At 57.8% G+C, this 22,588-nt stretch carries 20 protein-coding genes; 7 read left to right on the top strand and 13 right to left on the bottom strand.

Annotated elements, in window-relative coordinates:
* Positions 1 to 32: 32 nt before the first annotated feature.
* The 4 genes from QP891_RS06880 to dnaA form a co-directional block, all read right to left on the bottom strand.
* Complete coding sequence (locus QP891_RS06880) at positions 33 to 602, bottom strand: DciA family protein (protein WP_284770781.1); 570 nt, start codon at positions 600 to 602, stop codon at positions 33 to 35.
* Entirely contained in the window at positions 599 to 1,789 is a 1,191-nt protein-coding gene (gene recF / locus QP891_RS06875; protein WP_284770782.1) for a DNA replication/repair protein RecF, read from the bottom strand. Before recF ends, QP891_RS06880 begins: the two co-directional genes overlap by 4 nt.
* Complete coding sequence (dnaN, locus tag QP891_RS06870) at positions 1,789 to 2,970, bottom strand: DNA polymerase III subunit beta (RefSeq protein ID WP_284770783.1); 1,182 nt, start codon at positions 2,968 to 2,970, stop codon at positions 1,789 to 1,791. The genes recF and dnaN overlap by 1 nt, the downstream gene beginning before the upstream one ends.
* Positions 2,971 to 3,600: 630 nt before the next feature.
* Complete coding sequence (gene dnaA / locus QP891_RS06865) at positions 3,601 to 5,301, bottom strand: chromosomal replication initiator protein DnaA (protein WP_284770784.1); 1,701 nt, start codon at positions 5,299 to 5,301, stop codon at positions 3,601 to 3,603.
* A gap of 673 nt (positions 5,302 to 5,974) precedes the next feature.
* Here dnaA and rpmH point away from each other — a divergent pair.
* From rpmH to QP891_RS06830, 7 genes are read left to right on the top strand one after another with little or no spacing between them, the layout of a single operon-like run.
* A complete protein-coding gene (rpmH, locus tag QP891_RS06860) occupies positions 5,975 to 6,118 on the top strand; it encodes a 50S ribosomal protein L34 (protein WP_005275994.1) in 144 nt (47 codons plus the stop codon).
* 3 nt (positions 6,119 to 6,121) lie between these two features.
* Positions 6,122 to 6,502 (top strand): ribonuclease P protein component, encoded by a 381-nt coding sequence (gene rnpA / locus QP891_RS06855; RefSeq protein WP_284770785.1) that lies wholly within the window; start codon positions 6,122 to 6,124, stop codon positions 6,500 to 6,502.
* Entirely contained in the window at positions 6,490 to 6,771 is a 282-nt protein-coding gene (yidD, locus tag QP891_RS06850) for a membrane protein insertion efficiency factor YidD (protein WP_239269565.1), read from the top strand. The genes rnpA and yidD overlap by 13 nt, the downstream gene beginning before the upstream one ends.
* Positions 6,772 to 6,784: 13 nt before the next feature.
* Positions 6,785 to 7,768, top strand: coding sequence for a membrane protein insertase YidC (gene yidC, locus QP891_RS06845; protein ID WP_023024601.1), 984 nt, complete (start codon positions 6,785 to 6,787; stop codon positions 7,766 to 7,768).
* Between the two features lie 33 nt (positions 7,769 to 7,801).
* On the top strand, positions 7,802 to 8,401 hold the full coding sequence (rsmG, locus tag QP891_RS06840) for a 16S rRNA (guanine(527)-N(7))-methyltransferase RsmG (RefSeq protein WP_034659477.1): 600 nt from the start codon (positions 7,802 to 7,804) through the stop codon (positions 8,399 to 8,401).
* A gap of 10 nt (positions 8,402 to 8,411) precedes the next feature.
* Complete coding sequence (locus tag QP891_RS06835; protein WP_023024597.1) at positions 8,412 to 9,260, top strand: ParA family protein; 849 nt, start codon at positions 8,412 to 8,414, stop codon at positions 9,258 to 9,260.
* Positions 9,261 to 9,266: 6 nt separating this feature from the next.
* Positions 9,267 to 10,307 (top strand): ParB/RepB/Spo0J family partition protein, encoded by a 1,041-nt coding sequence (locus tag QP891_RS06830; protein ID WP_284770786.1) that lies wholly within the window; start codon positions 9,267 to 9,269, stop codon positions 10,305 to 10,307.
* Between the two features lie 75 nt (positions 10,308 to 10,382).
* Here QP891_RS06830 and QP891_RS06825 read toward each other — a convergent pair whose 3' ends face one another.
* The 9 genes from QP891_RS06825 to murJ all read right to left on the bottom strand — a co-directional run bounded on the left by QP891_RS06825 (position 10,383) and on the right by murJ (position 22,583).
* Entirely contained in the window at positions 10,383 to 11,744 is a 1,362-nt protein-coding gene (locus tag QP891_RS06825; RefSeq protein ID WP_284817007.1) for an MFS transporter, read from the bottom strand.
* Positions 11,745 to 11,885: 141 nt separating this feature from the next.
* Positions 11,886 to 13,067, bottom strand: coding sequence for an N-acetylmuramoyl-L-alanine amidase (locus QP891_RS06820; RefSeq protein ID WP_034659476.1), 1,182 nt, complete (start codon positions 13,065 to 13,067; stop codon positions 11,886 to 11,888).
* Positions 13,068 to 13,149: 82 nt separating this feature from the next.
* The gene (trxA, locus tag QP891_RS06815) at positions 13,150 to 13,473 is read right to left on the bottom strand and encodes a thioredoxin (RefSeq protein WP_005280453.1); all 324 of its coding nucleotides are present in this window, start codon (positions 13,471 to 13,473) and stop codon (positions 13,150 to 13,152) included.
* A gap of 7 nt (positions 13,474 to 13,480) precedes the next feature.
* The gene (trxB, locus tag QP891_RS06810; protein ID WP_284770789.1) at positions 13,481 to 14,407 is read right to left on the bottom strand and encodes a thioredoxin-disulfide reductase; all 927 of its coding nucleotides are present in this window, start codon (positions 14,405 to 14,407) and stop codon (positions 13,481 to 13,483) included.
* A 167-nt stretch (positions 14,408 to 14,574) separates the two neighbouring features.
* Entirely contained in the window at positions 14,575 to 15,123 is a 549-nt protein-coding gene (locus QP891_RS06805) for an RNA polymerase sigma factor (RefSeq protein WP_005275963.1), read from the bottom strand.
* Positions 15,124 to 15,216: 93 nt separating this feature from the next.
* The gene (gene pepN / locus QP891_RS06800; protein ID WP_284770790.1) at positions 15,217 to 17,736 is read right to left on the bottom strand and encodes an aminopeptidase N; all 2,520 of its coding nucleotides are present in this window, start codon (positions 17,734 to 17,736) and stop codon (positions 15,217 to 15,219) included.
* A gap of 91 nt (positions 17,737 to 17,827) precedes the next feature.
* The gene (locus tag QP891_RS06795; protein WP_284770791.1) at positions 17,828 to 18,199 is read right to left on the bottom strand and encodes a hypothetical protein; all 372 of its coding nucleotides are present in this window, start codon (positions 18,197 to 18,199) and stop codon (positions 17,828 to 17,830) included.
* A 301-nt stretch (positions 18,200 to 18,500) separates the two neighbouring features.
* Positions 18,501 to 19,034, bottom strand: coding sequence for a YceI family protein (locus QP891_RS06790; RefSeq protein ID WP_023024584.1), 534 nt, complete (start codon positions 19,032 to 19,034; stop codon positions 18,501 to 18,503).
* 111 nt (positions 19,035 to 19,145) lie between these two features.
* Positions 19,146 to 22,583: a murein biosynthesis integral membrane protein MurJ gene (murJ, locus tag QP891_RS06785; RefSeq protein ID WP_284770792.1), complete on the bottom strand. Its 3,438-nt coding sequence runs from the start codon at positions 22,581 to 22,583 to the stop codon at positions 19,146 to 19,148.
* Positions 22,584 to 22,588 lie beyond the last annotated feature (5 nt).

Here is a 22,588-nt window from a genome sequence, read left to right as displayed (position 1 = left end):
GGCAGAGCTAACCTGCTCCTATTAGCCACTTATCAGCCGTAGGTATCTTGCGAACCTTGCGGTTTTACCCACTGCCGACCCTCGTAATTGCGCTGCTGCCGCGGGCCGTGGATGCGCAGCTCAGCAATGACATCGGGGCCGAGCCGGTCCGCAATTTTGCGCAGGATTTCCCGCTGCAGGTAGCGCAGTTCTGTGGCCCAGGTGGAGTTATCGCAGGAAATGTAGACGATCTTGTCCTTGATTTTCTGCGGCTGCGTATGGGCAGCGATGCGCTCGCCCACCAGGTTTTCCCAATTTCCCATGACCCAGCCGTGCGCTAATTCATGCTTCCAGCCGCGGTGGGAAATCTCCTTTTTAATCTGTGCACCCAGGCTCGGCACATCAATCTTTCGCCGCGGCCTCCTGCCATCGGCGCCGGTAGGCCTGCCCACCTGGTAGCCGCGATAGTTCTGCGGCTGGGCATCCGCCAAGGATGGCACCGGCATCTTCGGCACTGGGCGCGTAAGCTTTGGCGGATTCTTCGAGGTAGAGCGCACCAACCGGAAGTATTGGGTGACGGGATCCGTGCGTTGCCTGCCGGTTTCCCCTTCTTCCTCACTCATGCTTCTTCCTCGCTATCCTCTCCTGCGGTTGCTTCCGTGTGCAGGGTGGAAATGCGCCCCTGGTCCGTATCTTCCACTCCTACCCGGTAACGCACGATGGGCTCCAGGTTATCCGGTAAATCCTCATCCACCGCGGCGGTGATAAGCACCTGTTCTGCCGTGGCGGCCAGGTGAACCAGCTGGGTGCGGCGCTTGGCATCGAGCTCGGCAAAGACATCATCCAAGATGAGGACCGGATCTGATCCCCCTTCTTGGCGCAGGAGCTCAAACTCCGCCAGGCGCAGGGCGATGGCATAGGACCAGGTTTCGCCGTGGCTAGCAAAACCCTTGGCCGGCTGATCCCCCAGGTGGAGCACGAGATCATCACGGTGCGGGCCCACCAGTGAGATGCCGCGCTCGATCTCGCGCTGCCGGGCAGAGGCCAGCTCGGTCAGCATGACGGCCTCCAGCACCTCGCGGTCAGAGGTATCAATGGTGGATTTATACTCCACGTGCGCAGGCCGCGACTCCGGCGCGAGGCCGGCATAGGCGGCGGGAATGTGGTCCAAGAGGGCATCGACAAGCGCAAGGCGCGCCACAATGACCTGTGCACCTAAGCGCGCGAGCTGGGCATCCCACGTATCCAGCGTCGATAGCGCCGAGGCGCCGTCGCTATCGCCGTAGCCGCGCCGCAAGCTTGCCGATGCCGACTTCAACAACGCATTGCGCTGCTTTAATACCTTGTCATAATCCGCCTTAACCCCAGCTAGGCGCGGGGTCCGCGAGGCGATGATGCTATCGAGATACGCGCGGCGCCCCGCGGGCTCACCGCGCACCAAGGCTAAATCCTCAGGGGAAAACAGCACCGTTTTCACCACGCCGAGTAACTCGCGCGGGCTGCGCAGCCTAGTGCGGTTAATCTGCGCCTGATTGGCGGCATGTGGTTTGACCAGCAAGTGGGTGGTTAATTCACGCCCCTGGTTGACGGCAGTAAGGGACACCCGGGCACTCTGCGCACCCTGGCGCACCAGCGGCGAATCATGGGAGACGCGGTGGGAAGACAGGTGAGCGGTATAGCCCACGGCTTCCACGATATTGGTCTTGCCAAAGCCATTGCGGCCCACGAACAGAGTGATCCCCGGGCCCAGCTCAAGTTTTAGTTCGGGCCATGAGCGAAAATCCCGAACATCGAGATCCCTTATAAACATTAACCTGGCAGGCGAACCGGCATTAAGAGGTAAGTGAAGTTGGTCTGCGGCGTGGGGAAATTGCCATCCTCATCTGCTTCCGGCAGCTCTTCTGGCTCCGGGATCATGATGGCGGGGCGGGAAGGCTCCGTGAACCCGAAGACCACGCGATCGGTGTTGATGACAGCAAGGCCATCCTTCAAATAGCCCGGGTTGAAGGCGATCAAGAATTCATCGCGGCCGTGGAATGCGCACGGCAGCGTCTCGGTGGCATTACCGGCATCGGCGCCGGCGGACAGGGTGACCTGGCCATCGGCAAATTCCATGCGGATCTGCGCATTGCGGTCCGTCAACAAGGAAACGCGGCGAATGGCTTCTTGCAGCGGCGCCACCTCAACCGAGGCAATATTCGTGTGGGACTTGGGAAGCAAGGGCTGGACGTTTGGGAAATCCGCATCCAGCATGCGCGTGGTGGTTTCGCGGTTATCCGCATGCAGGCCAAATAGGCCATCGGCGCCGATATTATCGCCGGAGCCCACCGCAATCTCAATGGGAATATTCAAATGTGGATCCAGGCTGCGCCCGGTATCTTGCAGGGTCTTTGCCGGGACCAGAAGCTTAGCCTCAACGTCCTCAGCCGCCGGCTCCCACTCCAGGGTGCGCATGGCCAAACGGAAACGGTCCGTAGCCGTCATCTCAATATCCTTGCCGTGGATATCCATGTGCACGCCAGTAAGCATGGGCAGGGTGTCATCCTTGCCGGCCGCGGCCGCAACCTGCTGGATCGCCTCTGCGAATAGCTGCGGTTGGATCGTTCCGGTGACCTCAGGCAGGACCGGCAATTGCGGGTAATCATCGAGCGGGATGAGAGGTAGCTCAAAGCGGGAAGAACCACAAGCAACCAAAGCCTTGGAATCTACCTGGGAGATCTCCACTTCCTTATTGGGCAAGGTAGCCACGATATCTGAGAGCAATTTACCGGCGACGGCGATTTGGCCGGGCTCATCCACCATGCCCGCGATGCGCACCCGGGTAGAAACCTCGTAATCAAAGCCGGTGAACTCTAAGCCGTTGTCATCAGCGGTGATGAGCATCGCGCGCAGCACGGGCTGGGTGACCTTGGAAGGCAGGCTGCGGGCAACCCACGCTACGGCGTTGGCAAGGTCATCTTTGGCAACGCGAAATGACACGGCTTCATCCATGGTGCGAAGAGCTCCTCTTAGGCGGGGTAGGAATGTGTAACTTTCAAAAGCTGGCTTCCAACTTACCGCATCCGGTGAACCTTGTAATTTTCCCTCCGCCCGTCCGAGCCAGCGCCGCGTGCTCGGGACCGGGCACAATTTCACACATCCCCTTTCTACTTACAAGATCAGAGAAATAATTTAGTAGTAGTAATAAGCGCTGTGGGATCTGTGATCAACGGGGTAAATGACAAGTTCAGCGCGGCGATCCGGGGTGTGCCAATTCTTGTGATCTTGCTGTGATCAACTGGCCCGGAGTGTGGATAAATATGCGGGTCATCGTTTTATCCACAGTCTTTAGTAGTTATCCACGGATCTGCACACAGTGCTGATCACAGGGGCGTCTGTGCTGGATAGGGCCTGTGGAATTTAAAACTGTGAGCAAAATCTACAAATTACATCCATGAAATTACACAGGTGTGGATAACTCTGTGGATAGCTGTTTATACGACTCTTACCGGCACATAGCCCCTGGTAGGCGCCGGTAGGCGGTGGTGGAAGGTGGGGGCATCGGCAAGCGCACCGCCTGCTTACAAAAATGGCGCCTTCCTGTTATTCAAGGAAGACGCCACCGGGTGGTTGTGTTTTTCTCTAGCCGCGACCGCGATTCTTGATGCGCTGGGTCAGGGACTGAATCTCGTCGTAGGTATTGCGCTTTTCCGTCATCTCTTTGCGGATCTTGCGATCGGCATAGATCACCGTGGTGTGGTCCTTGCCGCCGAATTGCTCGCCAATCTTGGGCAGCGAAAGCTCGGTCAATTCGCGGCAGAGGTACATGGCCAGCTGGCGGGCGTGGGCCACCGCGCGCTTCTTGCCGGCACCGCGCAGGGTTTCAACATCAATATCGAAGTATTCCGCGGTGACTTCCATGATGGAGGCTGCGGTAATTTGCCGATCAGCAGAATCCGGCGCAAGATCGCGCAACGCAATTTCTGCCATTTCCACGTTGATCGGCTCATTGACTAAGGACGAGTAGGCGGATACGCGAATGAGCGCGCCCTCAAGCTCGCGGATGGAGGATTCGAAGCGCGAGGCAATGAGTTCCAGGACGGAACGATCCACTTCAGTGCCATCGGCGGCGGCCTTCTTCATCAAAATGGCAATGCGGGTTTCCAGATCGGGCGGTTGAATATCCGTAATCAACCCACCCTCAAAGCGGGTGCGCAGGCGATCCTCCAGCGTGGTGAGCTGTTTTGGTGGGCGGTCCGAGGACAAAATGATCTGTTTATTGGCCTGGTGCAGCGCATTGAAGGTGTGGAAGAACTCCTCCTGCGTGGATTCCTTGCCCTCTAAGAACTGGATATCATCCACCATCAAAATATCGAGGTTGCGGTAGCGCCGCTTGAAGGATTCCTGGCGGTCATCGCGCAAGGAATTAATATAATCATTCGTAAATTCTTCCGAGGACACGTATTTCACACGCAGCCCTGGGTGCAGCACCTGTGCGTAGTTGCCGGCGGCATGCAAAAGGTGCGTTTTACCCAGACCAGAACCACCCCAAATAAACAATGGGTTATAGGCGCGGGCGGGATTTTCCGCCACCGCCACCGCCGCGCCATTGGCAAAACGATTCGATGAACCGATGACGAAGCTTTCAAAAGTGTGCTTCGGGTTCAGCGAGGTCTCCCGATTGGGATCGTGCGCCGGGGCCTCCCGCGGAATGCGCGCGGCATTCGCAGATCCGCCGAACTCTGGTTGCTGGCGGTTATAGTCCTGCTGGCCGGTGTAGTGCTCCGCCAATTCATCCAGGCTTGCCGGGGCATGGCTGGACCGCCAATTAGGCGGGGTCTGACCTGCGGTGGGGTTGTGGTTTCCGCGGGCTGCCGACGCATCTGTTTGCTGGGGGCGAGAGACGTAATTTTGCGCGGAAGAAGAATCATTCTGCGCCGGCGGCATGTATTGTGCCTGCGGGTTGGGCTGGGAGGAAGGAGCCTGCGTGCTTGCCGATGCCCCTCCTGGTGCCGGTTGCGAATTCGACGGGTTGGCAGGTGGTTGTGGCTCCTGCGGGGTAGCTAAGGTAACGGCGAAGGAACACGGGCGGCCGAGGTGGCGGGTAAGGGCCTTGGAGATGTATCCGCCGAGCTCATTTTCTACAACTTCTTTGGCGTTGACATTTTCCGCTGCGACAAGCGTGTAGCCTTCCACCATCATGATCGGGCGAACCAACTGCAGGTAAAGGCGTTGTGTATGCGAAAAGCTCGGGACCTCAGAGTTGGGTTGCTCGGATTGCGCGAGCAGATCATCGACGATCGCGCGCCAGACAGCTTCTAGGTTCGCTTGTGGTTCAGTCACAACGGGCTACCTTCAATAATTCTCTCGGGGACGGGTGGACAGTAAATAACAAATTCCACGGTGGATTCCACCGCGGTTTTCACAGTGGTTTTTATCGAGTCACCTCGATCTCCACAGAGTTATCCACAGGTGTGGAAGAAATAGTTATTCACAGCTTAGTGCATGGCTGTGGATAACTTGTGATAGACCACTTTATAGCTTTGTACTGCGGAAATACTAAAACTCTCAAGTGGTTATTTAGAGTTATCCACAACGGTTTGCTAGCTGTGGAATTCGATTACTTAGTTCTACCGCCGCGAAGGCGGGTGTGTCTAACGGAAGATTTATACTTAAAATGCAAGCGGCTATGGACCATCGCGACGCGCTGGATTAGCCGCAGGATGAGCGCCAAAACTGGCCTTCTAGCTGCAGGAAAAAACACTTATGTAATTTCGGGTGTACCCGAGTGTCGATTTGTTTCCAGCGGTTTAAATCACGTAATCTGGCATGGTCTATTGCAACAGAGAGTTGCGCGTGAACAGGACAGCGTCACTTCGCATTGGCAGGGCTTACCAGAGCTCGCCGAGCGTTTGGTTAACAGTGACGCGTCAGGTTCATGGAATCCATTCATCAGTGGATGTGCTGCCGTTTTGTGGCGGCAGTATGTCCACGTACAACTTCAAGGAGAATTGACGTGGCAAAGGGTAAGCGCACGTTCCAGCCGAACAACCGTCGCCGTGCACGTAAGCACGGTTTCCGTACTCGCATGAGCACCCGCTCCGGTCGTGCAATCGTGGCCGCTCGCCGCAAGAAGGGCCGCGCAAAGCTGTCCGCATAAGTCATGCTGCCAGCCCAACACAAGCTCACATCGCCGCCGCAATTTCGGCGGACGATGAAGGGCAGTCGCCGGCAGGGCACTCGCACCGTCGTCGTGCATGCGCGCGATACTATGAGTGCGAATTCCAATGGCACCATGGGCAATCCGGCCGAGATCGCGGCCACTGGGCCGCGATTCGGCCTCATTGTTTCTAAAGCCGTCGGGAATGCAGTGGTACGCCACCGCACCTCCCGGCGGCTTCGCCATGTGTGCATGACGCTCATCCCCAAGCTCCCCGCGGGCGTGGATGTTGTGATTCGTGCGCTACCTGCAAGCGCGAGCGCTACCAGTGAGCAATTAGAAAAAGATATTACTAAGGCGCTGCGCAAGCAATGGGATATCTAAATACCCGTGGGGAAGAAATTCCTGCAGCCTCCGGACTGGCCGCACCGCTGGTTAAAGCGGTTCGTTTCTACCAAAAACATGTCTCGGGCCTTAAGATGGTATCAACCTGTCGGTTCGAACCGACATGCAGTGCTTATGCCTTAGAGGCGTTGTCCAGACACGGCGCGTTTAAAGGTACGGCGATGGCAATGGCTAGGGTGTGCAAATGTGGGCCCTGGCATCCGGGCGGATTCGATCCAGTCCCGGTACCGGTCACCAACAACAACTGAGGATTAAACACTCGTGCTTAATTTCATTTACTGGCCAATTTCGGCCGTTTTATGGTTCTGGCACTGGCTGCTATCCCTCGTAATGGATCCCGCCTGGGGCATTACGTGGATTTTGGCCATCGTGCTGCTGACCTGGACGCTGAAGGCGCTCATGGTCAAGCCCACCGTGAGCCAGATTCGCTCTTCGCGCAAGATGCAGGAAATCCAGCCCAAGGTGCAGGAAATCCGCGCGAAGTACGGCAACGATCAGGCTCGAGCCGCGCAGGAAATGCAGAAGGTCTATAAGGAATCTGGCGTTCGCCCGATGGCCGGCTGCCTTCCGGTCTTGGTGCAGATTCCAATGTTCATTGGTCTTTTCCACGTGCTGCGCTCGTTCGACCGCACGGTTGCTGTAGCCGGCGGCATTGGACACCCCAGCGGCGAACCGATGTCCATTGAGGCCAACGCCAATACCGCGAACTACATCTTTAAACCGGAGCTCGTCCAGCAGTTCTTGGATGCCAAGATCTTTGGCGTTCCGCTGGTTACGAACCTGCGCCTGAACTCGCCCCTGGTGGAAGGCGTTACCACTACCACCCAGGCGGCGTTCATCATTGTGCCGATGATTGCCGTCATTGTGGTGCTGATGCACTTTAACGCGCGCATGAGCCTGAACCGCCAAGAAAAGCGCCGCGCCCAGGGCAAGACCTCGGCTCCGCAGGGTCAGAATGCAGAAATGATGCAGCAGCAGATGGCCATGATGTCCAAGATGATGCTGTGGGTCATGCCCGCAATGCTGATCTTCTCCGGCTTCATCTGGCCCATCGGTTTGCTGTTCTACATGCTGTCCAACACCGTGTGGACCTTCTTCCAGACCCGCATCATCTACGGCAAGATGGACCGCGAAGAAGAAGAGGAAGAGGCCGCTAAGATTGAGGCTAAGCGCACTACCGCTCCAAAGCCTGGCGCTCGTAAGAAAGACAACCGCACGAAGAAACAGCGGAAGAACGACAACTAAACAGCTACTGAGGAGATTCTCATAGTGTCCGAGATGGACCCGTCTGCAGTATTTGGCTCTCGCCTGCCGCTTGCGCAGGAATACCACGATTCGCTCGCTACAGACGGGTCCACTCGTGGTTTTATCGGCCCGCGCGAGGTACCGCGCCTATGGGAGCGCCACATCTTAAACTGCGCAGTTATTGAACAAGTCATTCCGGAAGGCGCCACGGTTATCGATGTCGGCTCTGGCGCCGGATTGCCCGGCATTCCGCTGGCCATCGCTCGCCCAGACCTGCACATCACGCTCATTGAGCCGCTTTTGAAGCGCTATAACTACCTCAACGAGGTAACCGAAAAGCTGGGGTTAGATAATGTCACCGTGCTGCGCGGGCGCGCCGAAGAAGGTCCCATTAAAAAGGCAGTGGCCGGCGCGGACGTCGTGACCTCCCGCGCAGTAGCTCCCCTGGGAAAACTGGCAAAGTGGTCGCTTCCCCTAGTGCGCAAAGGCGGGGAAATGATTGCGCTGAAAGGTTCTTCTGTACACGAAGAGTTGGAGCGCGATGCCGCAGATATTAAGAAGGCCGGCGGCGGAAAGGCCGAGGTCACGACCGTTCACGGAACCACGATTATCCGTGTCCCGCGCGTGAACTAAAGTAGACGGCATGACTAATCCGCGCCTTATCACCATTGCTAACCAGAAGGGCGGCGTAGGTAAAACCACCTCCGCCGCCAACTTGGCCGCAGCCCTTGCTACTGAAGGCAAGAAGGTATTGGTCATTGACCTTGACCCCCAGGGAAACGCATCGACCGCCATGGGCGCGGAACATAGCTCAGGAACCGATTCCAGCTATGAATTGCTCTTGGGCGATTGCACTGCGGAAAAGGCTATGCAGGCTTCCCCGCATAATTCCAACCTTTATTGCATCCCCGCGACCATCGATCTTGCCGGCGCGGAAATTGAGATGGTGTCCCTCGTCCGCCGCGAATTTCGGCTTTACGATGCCCTCCATAACGGGTTCCTAGAAGAACACGGCTTTGAATACGTCTTTATTGATTGCCCGCCATCTTTGGGTTTGCTGACAATCAATGCCATGACATGTGCAGAAGAAGTCATCATCCCTATCCAGTGTGAGTACTACGCACTGGAGGGCGTGGGCCAGTTACTGGGCAATATCACGATGATTCGCGAACACCTCAATGAAGATCTGCATATCTCTGCGGTGCTCCTTACCATGTATGATGCACGTACACGTTTGGCCGAGGATGTGGCCGATAACGTCCGCGAGCAATTTGGCGCCGTTGTCATGGGCAACGTCATCCCGCGTTCAGTGCGCGTCTCAGAGGCGCCTGGTTACGGGACTACGGTCATTGATTACGCCCCTTCGTCCACCGGCGCACGGGCGTACCTCGCTGCGGCTCGCGAGCTCAACAGGCGCGGTGATTATCGCCCGCATCCCACCACGGGAGCGATTGGCGTGAGCCCCGAAATTTATGCGGAATTGGAAGGATAGGATTTCATGGCAGAACAAAAGCAAGGTGGCCTAGGCAAAGGCCTAGCCGCTCTCATCCCGTCCGGCCCCGACGCACCCACCCGCAAACCACGGCTGGGTGATTCCGCCGCAGATATTATCCTGGGAAATTCCACGGGAAGTAATGAGCGCAAGGCGCGCGGCGAGAAGCGCGTAAAGGGCGCTCCCACCATCCAACAGGGCTCTGGGTCCAAGTCCTCCAAGAAGCGGCAAGCTACGCCTGCAGCAATCGGTGCGACTTACCGCGAGATTTCCGTGGGGGACATCGTCCCCAACCCCAAACAGCCGCGCACCGTTTTTGATGAGGATGAGCTCAGCGAGCTGGTTCACTCCATCCGCGAGTTCGGCCTCCTACAGCCGGTCGTGGTCCGCCCCTCCGAGGAAGGCGGATTCGAGCTCATCATGGGTGAGCGTCGTTGGCGCGCCTCCTCCAAGGCTGGCTTGGCCACTATCCCGGCCATCGTGCGCGACACCAAAGACGACAATCTGCTGCGCGATGCCCTGCTGGAAAACATCCACCGCGTTCAGCTCAACCCTTTGGAAGAGGCACACGCTTATCAGCAGCTTCTAGAAGAGTTTGAAGTAACCCAGAACGAATTAGCGGACCGCATTGGCCGTTCGCGCCCGCAGGTGACCAATATGCTCCGCCTGCTACGGTTGCCGGTGGATGTGCAGAAGCGAGTTGCCGCAGGCACCCTCTCGGCCGGTCACGCGCGCGCTATCTTGGGCCTCGACGATAAGGAAGCGATGGACTACATCGCGGACCGGGTAATTTCGGAGGGCTTGTCCGTGCGTGCCACCGAGGAAGCCGTGACGCTATATAAGCGCGACGGGAAACCCGCAGAGAATAAGAAGAAGTCCCAAGTACCACAGCCGCAATTTTTCACCGACTCGGCCGAGCGCCTCTCGGATCGCTTCGATACTAAGGTCACCGTGACCATGGGCAAGCGCAAGGGCAAAATGGTCGTAGAGTTCGGCGACCAAGAAGATTTCGAGCGCATCATGGCGCTGATGGAGCGGGATAAATAACCTGCTCCTGTGGCAGGTTCCCCAGCTGCCTGCCACATTCGCAAAGTTAGTGCCCTCCTCTTTAGAGCGAGGGCACTATTTTTTAGAAAAGATGAAGTGGCCCTTGGCTTGTTCTTCCTCATGTTCGGCGCCCAGCGGAATGCCCTTGCGCTCGCGCAGGAGTAGGGCTGCAATAAATCCGACGATGCTTGCGGAGACAAGATATACGGATACCGCAAAGGTCGTGCCCGTTGCTTCTACCAACGAGGCCGCGATCATCGGGGCGAAGGCACCGCCGAGAACGGAGCCGATGGCATAGGTAATCGATACGCCCGAAGCGCGAATGGATGCTGGGAAAAGCTCTGTATACATGGCAGATTGCGCACCATAGGTTAAGCCGAGCCCAACCGTCAGGAAGATGAGGGCGGAATAAAGCAATCCCAGGGACGCCGTATTAACCAGCGGGAAAAGGGCCGCAGCGCCGATCGCTTGAATGACAAATCCGACGAGATACGTCGTGCGGCGCCCGATATAATCCGATAACCAGCCAGCGAAAAGCGTAAAGATGAGCCACGTGAAGGCCGATAGCGTGACGGCATTGAGGACATCGCCACGCGCGAGCGAGACCGGACCCTCGGGGTTGGTGGCGTAATTTTGGATATAGCCACCGGTGGTCATATAGCCCACGGTGCCGTTACCTGCAAAAACTAGGGCCGCGACGAGGACAAGCGGAAAATAGCGCTTGAACAAGATACCAATGGGGTTTGCCGCCTCGCGTTTCTTATTATCTGAGATCTCTTGAAAGACCGGTGACTCATCCACGCCGATGCGGATGGCATAGCCAATGATGACTAGGACGAAGGAAAGCAAGAACGGCACGCGCCAACCCCATTCAAGGAAGGCATGCCCTGGGGCGATGATATTCATGATGGAAAGCACGCCAGAGGACATCAGCAGGCCGATGGGGACTCCGATCTGTGGCCCAGCGCCAAAGAGGCCGCGCTTATCGTTGGGAGCGTGTTCAACTGCAAGCAGTACCGCGGAACCCCATTCTCCCCCGGCAGAGATGCCTTGAATGATGCGGAGGAAAATCAACAGGATGGGAGCCCATACTCCCGCCGTATCGTAGGTAGGCAGGAGGCCAATTAAAGTGGTGGCCCCACCCATGGCAAAAAGGGTGACCATGAGGACGAGGCGGCGGCCAAGACGGTCACCAAAATGGCCCGCTAGGAAGGCGCCAAGTGGGCGAAAAAGGAAGGATAGGCCCACGGAGGCGAAGGAGACGATGCTGGCTACCCCACCTTCTAAGGGGCCGAACATTACCTGGTTAAAAACTAGGCCGGCGACGGCGGCATAGAGAAAGTAGTCGTACCATTCAATCGCGGTTCCGATTGTGGTGGCAGCTACTACGCGGCGCGTTTCTTTTCTGGAAATTGGGGCGGAGGTTGAGCTGCCCATTATAGGAATCCATTCAATTAGTAGATATCAATAGCTTGGACTGATACTAATCGAATGAATTCTATTGGTGCAAGATAACGCAGTTAATCTTGCGCAGCGGCCAGTGATTAAGTCCGCTCTGTGCGCTCCAGCTTGTGCAGGCTAAGCCTGCTCCGCTTGAAGAAGCTCGGAGAATTTGTAGGTACCGGTAATGGCGGTGTCCTGCTCCATGAGGTACATGCGCTTGACGGCGATAACGATTGCTTCTGCAATATCGTCACGGCGCTTCGGGTTGGTAAGAATTTTGACGTCCTCAGGATTGGTGAGGTAACCCAAAAAGATCTGAACAACCGGCATCTGCGTCAGGCGCAAAAGATCCCAGGTGCGGCCGTGGTTAGAACAGTCCTGCAGATCGGTGCGCGCCACGATTTCACGCTGGATGAAGCCGGAAAGGGTTTCACCAATGAGTGAGGAGTTTCCGGATTCGGAACCAAAGTAGAACGTGGCTACGCCGTGGGCCTTCTCGTTGGGATAAGAATCGCACGCCAAAGAGATGACCATATCGGCATCAAAGGCATTGGCTAGCTCGGCACGGGATTGCACGTCCGCATCATCGGTGCGGGGGCGCGAAATAATGGTTTCCATGCCGGCGGCGATCATTCGGCCTTCGATGCGTTGGGTGAGATCCCAGAGGATTTCTTGCTCAGAAATATCACCAAAACGGCCCTTGACCGTGAAGCCGGAGTCCCGGCCACTTAGTGCAGGGTCAATGACCACGCGCTTGCCCGCTAGCTTTGGCCCGGCATTGCGCACACGCTCGCGCTCCAAAATATTGTGCGCCGAACCGCCGGTGATGCGGCGGCCAAGCAAGCTGAGTGCGCGAATGGTAGCCGGTCCACACACGCCATCTTCCTGCAGCCCGCAATTGTGCTGGTATTCGGTTAAGGCAGCGTGGGTATTGCGGCCAAAATGACCATCGACGCGATCCTGATAGAAACCGAGCTCTTGCAGTTGTTGCTGCAATTGCGAAATGTCATCGCCCACCAATGGATTGGTGGGTTCATAGCTCAATACGCGGCTGCCCAGGGTATAAGAGGCTTGGCGCAATTCGCGCAGGGTCAGATCGTCGATCTCTCCCGTTGGGAGGATGCCGCGCGATTGCTGGAATGCCTTGAGCACTTCAGCGAGATCGGCATCAAAGGTCTTATCAGTCTCGGAGTACTTCTGCTTTTTCCAGGCAGATAGTTCGCCCGTGAAATCTGATAAGAGGCCAAGGCGAGCCAAGGTGGCGCGAGCTTCAGCTACGCGCACACTTGAATCACCAACCCGAAGAACGCGATTCACGCCTTTCACCCCTTCCACGGCCTAGGACTTTAGGCCGCATGGCAGATTTCCTACTCGGTAACTTTAGTAACAAGAGTAACAGCTATAGCTGCTTTTTCACTTGCGCCACGATGTCATCTTTAGAACGCAGGCCCACAAACTCGTCGACCTTTTCGCCATTGTTGAAAATCAATACATTTGGAATGGACATGATTTGGAACATGGCGCCGAGGTTTCGTTCTTCATCGACGTTGACCTGGGCGATGGTGACTTCACCGTCGAGCTCATCTGCTACCTCTTCCAAGATCGGAGACAGCTTCTTGCATGGCCCGCACCATTCCGCCCAGAAGTCCACGACGACGGGTTTATCCGCCTCGATGACATCAGAACGGAATGTTTCAGTGGTTACCTTTTTGACGTTACTCATACTGAATCTAACGGTTTGCAGCCAAGAATTGTTCCGCATCCATGGCAGCGCGGCAGCCGGAACCTGCAGCGGTGATGGCCTGCTGATAATGGTCATCTACCAAGTCACCGCAAGCGAAAACGCCAGGCAGAGAGGTCTTAGTAGAGGGCTGATCAACCTCAACGTAACCATTGTCATTGAGCTTGACCTGGCCGTTGAGGAAGGACGAACGCGGATCGTGGCCAATGGCAACGAACATGGCAGTCACGTCCAAGGTGGAGGTTTCCCCAGTCTCAACGTCCTTGAGCTCTAGGCCACCGACCTTGCCGTCATCTTCAAGCACGCGCTCGACAACCTTATTGGTTTCCCACTTAATCTGCTCGTTGTCCTGGGCACGGTCCAACATGATCTTGGAGGCGCGGAAGTTTTCGGAGCGGTTGACAATGGTGACAGACTCCGCGAACTTGGTCAGGAAGGTAGCTTCCTCCATAGCGGAATCGCCGCCGCCAATGACGGCGATATTGTGGCCCTTGAAGAAGAAGCCATCGCACGTAGCGCAGGTAGAAACACCGCGGCCGGAGAGCTCTTCTTCGCCGGGAATACCAAGGTGGCGCGGTGCGGCGCCGGTGGCGAGGATTACCGTGCGGGCTTCAAAAACCTCGTCACCTACGTGGAGCTTTTTAATATCGCCCTCCAACTCGACGGAGTCGACGACTTCCATGCGCAGATCCGCACCAAAGCGGATTGATTGTGCGCGCATTTCTTCCATGAGCTCTGGGCCCATGATGCCCTTTTGGAAGCCTGGGTAGTTCTCCACCTCGGTGGTGTTCATTAATTCGCCACCGTATTCAAATCCCTCGAATACAATGGGGCTGAGTTCAGCACGAGCGGCATAAAGCGCGGCGGTATAACCGGCAGGTCCGGAACCTACGATGGCAACATCGTGGACGGTCATTGCTAACTCCCTAAAATCACAGTGTCATTTTGCGTAACGTCAAGAGTCTACCCGCCAGATTGCGAATCGTTCATATTGCAAAGGCTAGCGGCTGCGAAATTGATGCAAGAATGATGCGATATCGAGATGTAGCGCAGCACCTAAGTTTTCTGACCTGGGCCGCGCAACTAGCCGATGGCTTCGCGCAGTACCTCCCGGGCGCGTGCCCGGCGAGATTTAACGGTCCCAGGCTTTACGCCCTGGGCGGTGGCGACCTCGTTGACGCGAAATCCGGCGACATCGGTAAGCATGAGTGCTTCGCGCTGATCTTGCCTTAAAAGTTCCATGGCCTCGCGGACGACGAGTTGTTCCGCCAGATTTTCGGATGGGTTGTGTGCCAGCAGCGGATTGCGATCATCGGCAAAATCATCGCTATCGAGCGAGGCGTTTTCCCTATTAGCCCGGTGATTTAAATAGTCGTAGCCGGTGTTTTTCACCAGGCGGTGTAGCCACGTGCTTAAGGCCGATTCCCGCCGGTAGTTATGCAGATTGCAGCTAGCGCGCAGGAAGGCTTCTTGCACGACATCCTGCGCATCGTATTCATTCCTTGTATACCGCCGCGCCACGGTGGTCAGCCGCTTGCGGTGGCGTTCCACGATGGCGGAAAAGGCTTTATTATCCCCCTCGATAAAAGCATCAACTAATTCTTCGTCGCTGTGGTCAGGACTTAATGGCATCTGTAGATTCCCCCCGGATCAACAAGTGTTAAAGCAATTGTGACCCGAGGAGAACGCCGGCGCTAACCGGCGGCGGTACAGTTTATTGACCTTCTATTGTTGGGCGCGCACACGCAGGGTGCGGCGCAGGTGGTCGCGGCACTCCAGAAGCACGCGACGCAGCGCACCCGGCAGATCCTTGTGCAGGAGATCCGTGGTAGCGGACTCCGCCATGGAAGATTCCGGGTAGAGGCCGCGGATCAGCCGGTTGGCTATCTCTATCGGGTGGTTATCCCAGATGTCTTCGACGCGGCGGAAGAACTCTTCGGCGAAATCTTCTTGCAGCTTTGCCGAGCGTGGGGCATTGAAGCCTGCCAGCAGGGCATCGACCTCCGCATTGGAATATTCCTCTGGCGTCAGCGCGCTATCGAAGGCGGCCCGCTTGGTCTCCGGCGTGGGGAAGGCGTGGCTAGCGCCCAAGAATTCGGCGGCGCCGGTCAGCGTATTATCGCGCTGCTTTTCTGCTTTCAGCTCAGCCAGTTCGACGGCGTCGCGGGCGGCCAGGGCGCGCAGGATGGACCAGCGGATTTGCGGATCGAGGCGCAGGCCCTCCACCGTGCCAGCGAGCAGGTCACGCAGGCGCTCGGTTCCGGAGGCCTTAGGCGTTGCGGCCAGCGCGGCAATGGCGGTGCGGGCCAGAATGAGCTGCGCATCGGAGCCTGGATCCGCAGTGCCGAGCTGTTCCCACAGCGCATCGGCGAATTCGGCGCGCACCTGTTCGCGGCGGTCTTCGGCCACATAGTGCTGGATGGCAAAGTGCGCATTGCCGTAGGCGGTGGTCAGCAGCGTGGCATTGGTCTCTGCGGGCGCGTGCTTGGCGACGACCCCCACGTACTCCTCCGCAGTCCACTCCCCGTCCCTGGTGAGGTTCCACAGCGAGGTCCAGATGACCGCGCGGCTGAGCCCATCCTGGACCTCGGAGAGGTGATCTTTGATGGTGGCAAGCGAAGCATCGTCGAAACGGACCTTGGTGTAGGTGTGGTCGGCATCGTTAAGCAGCAGCAATGCCGGGGCCTTCTCCCCCGCTGCCTCATCCACGATGGTGCGGTGACCACCGGTGGGAAGGTCGATGTCGAACTCGCGGTACTTGTTCAGGCGGGCATCAAAAAGCGCCACGCTCAGGCGGTGCGGGCGGGTCGTATCCTCGGCCTCGGCGTTCACCGCGAGCTCGGTAATCTTCTCTCCCTCCGTGTGCAGCTCCGGGGTGAGGGTGTCCGGACCCCAGGTGCGCAGCCACGCCTTTGACCAGGAATCGAGGTCACGGTCAGTGTGCTTTTTCAGGGCCGTGAGCAGGTCATCGAAGGTGGCCGCGGCAAACGCATGCTCCTGGAAGTAATCCCGCGCACCCGCGTAAAAGTGATCGCGTCCCACGTAGTGCACGAGCTGCTTGAGCACCGCCGCGCCCTTGGCATAGGTAATGCCATCGAAATTCTGGCGCGCGGCATCCACGTCTGGGATCTCGGCCTTGATGGGGTGTGTGGTGGGAAGCTGATCCTGCAGGTAAGCCCAGTTTTTGCGCTGGCCGGCGAAGTTGACCCAGGCCTCTTCGTAGGCGGTGGCGTGCACGGAGGCATCGGCGCCCATGAACTCGGCAAAGGACTCCTTGAGCCAGAGGTCGTCCCACCACTGCGGGGTGACAAGATCGCCGAACCACATGTGGGACATCTCGTGCAAAATGGTATTTGCGCGAGCGGCCTTCTGGCTGCGCGTGGCCTTAGAGCGGAAGATATAGCTTTCCGTGAAGGTCACCAGGCCCGGGTTCTCCATCGCGCCGAGGTTATATTCCGGAACGAAGATGGAATCGTACTTGCCCCAAGGGTAGGCAAAGCCGAAGTTCTCGTGGAAATAGTCCATGCCCTGCGCGGTAAGCTCCAGGATTTCCTCGTCTAAATACTCAAACATGGAGGCGCGGGCAAAGGCGCGCAGCTGCGCGGAGTGACCTCCATCCGGCGAGATCCAGGTGCGCTCCTGATACTTATATGGCCCAGCCGCAAAAGAGGTGAGGTATGTAGAAAGCGGCGGGGTGGGCGCAAAACGGACCGTAGCATTGTCCCCGTGCTCCTCGCGCTCAGCCTCCGGCTGGTTGGAGAGGATCTGCCAGTCCTTCGGCGCGGTCATGGTGACGTGGAACGGCGCCTTGAGGTCCGGCTGCTCAAAGCAGGGGAAGATGCGGCGGGCATCGGAAGGCTCGAGGTGCGAGTACAGATAGGTCGCGTCATCGGCCTGGTCGTGCATGCGGTGCAAACCCTGGCCCGTGCGCGAGTAGCGCGAGGCGCCAGTGACCTCAATCGTCAGCTCCTCCCCCACCGGTAGCCCGTGGAGGCGGATAAGGCTGCCATCAAAATCGACGTCCTGCGCCTGACCGTTAACCGTTACCTGCTCTACCGATTCTCCCAAGTAGTCCACGAAAAGCTCGGGCTCGGTGGTGGTGAGCTCTATGCGGCTCGTCGCGCCGAACGTGGGGCTTTCCTTCACCTGAGATAAGTCCAGGTGCAGGTGGTATGCCCACAGGTCTACTGCTGCGGCGCGCTCCTGAAGCAGCTCGTGCTGGGTTTTATCGCGTTGTGTCGTCATAGTTAGAAACTATAGTTACCGCAGTGAGAGATTTAACGAGATATCGGATGTGAAAACGATAAATGGAGTGTTGTGCTGCCGGGCTCAGCTCTCACTTTCCCGAGATTCGATAATCGCGATAGCAGCGAAAATAAGGTATACGATCAATAGCGAAAATAAGGTATACGATCAATGCGCCAGCCGTGGCATAGCTAAACGATGCCATTGCGGAACTTGAAAGGCTCTCCCTGAGCGCAAAGCCCACAGCTGACACAATCCCGAAAGTTATCGCAATGGAATCAACGGCAAGTGGAATCGTCGCCTTATAGTGATGAATCTGCCACGCGGTGACCGCCGTTCCACAAAGCAGGCCAATAATCGCAAATGCATTGTCTTGCATGTACATAGCCCACAGAGACGAGGAGAACGCTAATATCCCCAGCGATGCGTAGGTGAGGCCCCGTGAAGTAGTGGCCTTTTTCATGGTGTTCTCCTTGCGTCTCGTCCCGGCAATCAAGATCTGCTCGATCATTCGCGTAGGCGCAGACTCACACATCAAATCCGCGTACCTAAGGGAGGTGTACACCATCATTATTGCATGCTAGGAGCAGAGGAAGGGTGAGTTTGCTCTGGTATGGGCCCGTGCCACCCTAGCGCGGGCGCAGGCTTGAAAGCCTTGGGCAGGGAATATGACTAAAGCCCGCGGCCGGGCGGCGAGGCGGCGCGGGCTTTAGTGGTTGGTAACCAGGGGGCTGTGAGAACCCAAGGTTTTCAAAGAAGTGCGATTACTGCTTGATGGCAGAAACCTCGAGCTCGATCTTGATGTCTTCAGAAACGAGGACGCCGCCGGTCTTGAGCGGAGCGTTGAAGTCGATGCCGAAGTCCTTGCGGTTGATCTTGGTCTGTGCCTCGAAGCCCAGACGGAAGTTGCCGAATGGGTCCTCAGCGGTAGCGACCTCTTCAACCTTGAGGTCGACAGACTTGGTGGTGCCCTTGATGGTGAGGTCACCGGTGACGGTGCCGTTGCCGTCCTCATCAACGTTGACGTTGGTGGTGGTGAAGGAAAGCTCTGGGTACTCCTCCACGTTGAAGAAGTCTTCGTTCTTTACGTGGCCATCACGGTCTTCGTTGCCGGTGGAGATGGAGTCAGCCTTGATGGTGGCCTCTGCGGTGGAGTCCGCGATGTTCTCGGCGACGTTGATGGTGCCTTCGAATTCACCGAAGTTGCCGCGCACCTTGGTGACCATGGCGTGCTTGGTAACGAAGCCGATAACGGTGTGCTCTTTGTCGATGGTGTAGGTACCTGCTGCGAGGGACATAATTGATTCTCCTAACGTTGTTGTTGATGTAACACCAACTACGATACTCGACTACGCACTTTAGTCAAGCCTTGAAGTAAAAATTCTTTTTCCAACCCGCTGACCTCGGTATTAAGGATGGCCCACAAGCTGGACCTCCCCCAGTGTAACCTCTTTTGACTTAGGCAGATCCGTGATGACTATGAGCGCGGCATCGAATTTCTGGGGCGTCTCCTTCAACTCTAAATCCTCGTTTGCGTGCTTGAACTTGCCCTCCGCCAATTTGGGAAGGGAACTCAGCTGCGGGTGTTCCGGATCGAAATCGTCTTTGTTGACGCCGTAGATGTCATAGTGCGCGCCATTGGACCTGGTGTGGGTCACGGTCATGACCGAAAGGTGGGCCGGGTTATCCAGCGTAAGTAACACGCCTGAACCGGTTTCCTTCGTGGACCAGGTGGTGATCGTCTTGCCATCGATAAGCTGCTCATTATCCTCGCCGTCTGGCACCGTAATAGCGGAAGATTCCTTGAGGTGCACCGGCGGGGTATTCGGGATCATCGTGGAGCCCTGCACGGTTTCGGTAACGGAACCGGTCTTTTCCACATCGCTGAGCAGGGACATCACCCACGTCGTCAGCGCTGCCATGCCCACGACGAAGATGGTGGCGAAAATGCCGATGACCACGACGCCGGAACCCGAGTAACCGCGGCCACCAAAGCCTGGTTCTTGCTTCGGATCCTCTTCCTGCGAGGGTTCATCTTCAACGACCACGGGGAGGGCCTCCGTCTTTTCTTCCTGTTCTTCTGGGGCGAATTCACGCAGGCGCTTGGCGATGCCCGCCGAGGTCAGCCCCTCCGCCTCCTGCAGCTCTTCCAACTTTTCTTCGCGGGTTTCTGCATCCGCGGCATCGAAGGCCAGCCGTGCTGCTTCGAGTCGCTCTGCGGCCTCGTCGGCGGTGAGATTGGCGTCATCGGAAATATCGCGCAGCTTCTTCGGCGATGGTTCGGTGGATTCGACCAGCATGCTTAGCGCGGAGCTGAGGGCCTCGCGGTCGCTTTCTGCAGACGTCCCATCCAGCACTGCGGGGAAGGCAACCTTGACGATGCCGGAGGTGGATACGCGGAAGCGGTCGCGGTGTTCCACGCCGAGGATGAGGCCGGCGTCGTGGGCCGTGGCGGCATCGGCAAACAGCGGCGCGGTAGCGCGGGCGACGGAATTGGGGTCGAGGTTATCTGCCTCTGCCACCTGCTTGAGGGAGGTGCCCTCAAACCAGTCCGCCACCACCAGGCAGCCGGTGCGGTAGGACAAAATCTCGATATTATCCGCCATGGTCTCCAGGTTGAGCTCGGCCAAACGCCGCGTATTGCGGGAGATTTCGGCGGAGCGGCGGGCCGAGACCGTGGGCGTCGATGGTGCGATGGGCGCCTGGGTATTGGTATCGACGAACGTCAGCGCCACGAGGCGGCCGGTGGATTGTTCGCGGGCCTGCCAGAACCGGGCGCCGGATACAGCGCCGTGATCCTGCAGGAGGCGGAAGCGGCCGTCCGAGACAGGGGCGCCGGGGACCAAGCGCGGGCCGCGGACGATACCGGCGGACATCGGTGGCGGCACCAAGGTGGCATTGAAGGAATCCTGCGTATAGACCGGCTGGATTTCCTGCAGGTCTGGTTCCTCGACCTCGATGGCCTTGGAACTGTCCACCGTGATGAACCGGGACATCCCCGGGATGCGCTGGAGGGCGCGGGCCAGGTTCTGCACCTCAGGCAGGGAGGACTTGGACAGGACGAGCCCGGTGATAATCACAAAGACGATGCCCAGCGCCACGACCTTGACCAGCGAGACGATCGAAGGCAGTTGCTCCGGCAAGACCAATTGCATGAGCCAGTACAGCGCCCACGACACAACCAGGCCGACCGCGCCGGCGCCGGCGGACCAAAGGACCGTTTGGGTTACGGCCTTGCCTCCCAGGCTGCCCAGTTTGCGCTTGAGCAGGAAGCCGCCGATGACCGCACCGGAGACAAAGCCAAAGCCGTTGGCGGTACCGAGGAGGATAACCACTCGGTCCGGGTTGCTGGTCATCAACGGCGCCAGCAAGGTCAGCACGACCTTAGTCAGGGTGATGCCGGCAATGATGAAGGTGGGCGTCCACGCCTCTTCCCTAGCGTAGAAAACGCGCAGGTGCAGCAGCACCAGCGCATAGGGTATCAAGGTAAAGGCAGAAAAACTGATGGTGAGGCCGAGCTGCTCTGCGCTATCCGCGCCGTAGGCACCGTACTGGAACAGGGCGCGAGCAATGGGCACGCCGAAGCCCGTCATGAAAATGACGATGGGGATTAGCGCGATGAAGGTCAGCTTGGTACCCAAGGTGAGGTCGCGTACCACGGCATCGACATCGCCATCGGCGGCATTGCGCGAAAGCCGCGGCATGATGGCGGTCAACAAGGTCACGCCGATAACGCCATAGGGCACCTGCAGCATCAGCCACGCGTTCTGGTACACCAGCGGCGCACCGGCATCGGCATACGCCGCCACGCGGGAGGTGACCACATAACCCAGCTGGGAGATGGCCACGTAGGTAATAATGGCCAGCGCCATGCCGCCGAATTGTTTGATGCGGGCATCGAGGCCCCACTTCGGGCGCAGGTTGATGCCGGCCTTTTTCAGGTACGGAACAAGGATCAAGCACTGCACAATCACTGCAGTGGTGGTGCCCAGACCCAGCAGCATGATGTGTGGATCCGCCACCGGCGTAGGTTCGTGCGGGTCGAGGCGGCCCGGCAAAAAGCGATAAGCCAGCAGGACGCTGATGGAGATGATGTTATTGATCACCGGCGCCCAGGCGCCAGGGCCGAAGATATTCTTGGTATTTAAGACCGCCTGGAAGAGGGCGAAAAGGCCGTAGAAAAGGATCTGCGGCAAGAGCAAGAAGGCCAATGATGTTGCCTGGACGGCATTGGCCTTGGAATCTTCAGGCAGCATCATCCTCGTTAATAATGGTGCGAAGATAACGGAGAGGATGGTAACGATGCCCAGGATGGAAAACGCCAGGGTAAAAAGTCTTCGGACGAAGGTTTCGCCGCGGTCCGAGTCTTCCTTCTCCGCGCGCACCAAGACCGGAACCACCAGTGAGGTCAGCACCGCGCCCAGCACGATTTCGGTGACCAGGTTGGGGATCTGGTTGGCGCTACTGAAGGCCGTTCCCACCGTGGCACCAAGGGTGGCGCCAATAAGCATCTGCCGCAGGAAGCCGGTGATGCGCGAGAGCAGCGTGGCAATGGCCATCGTTCCCGTCGCGCGGATCACGTCCTGATTGGAGGCCTCGATCTCCGCATTGCGGCCAGTCAGCGCGGACTTATCTTCCTCAGGGGGAACAGTCGTGTTCTGCACTGAGGGCTTGGGCCGCTTTTCTGGTACCGGTGCGGGTGGAGAGGCGCGCACGATGCGGCCGCGCGCGCCGACGGTAACCGGGACACGGTTCTCTTCCGCATTGGGGGCGGTATCCGTGGGGTCTACCGCGCCCGCAGGTGCCTTCTCCGCGTGGTGGGCCTGGCGGCCATCTTTTTCGGTCATAGAGG

It is taken from the genome of Corynebacterium sp. MSK310, assembly GCF_030227355.1.
Taxonomy (GTDB): Bacteria; Actinomycetota; Actinomycetes; order Mycobacteriales; family Mycobacteriaceae; genus Corynebacterium; species Corynebacterium rhinophilum.
The sequence above is the reverse complement of the archived record's forward strand: the minus strand, read 5'-3'. Positions and strand labels throughout refer to the sequence as shown.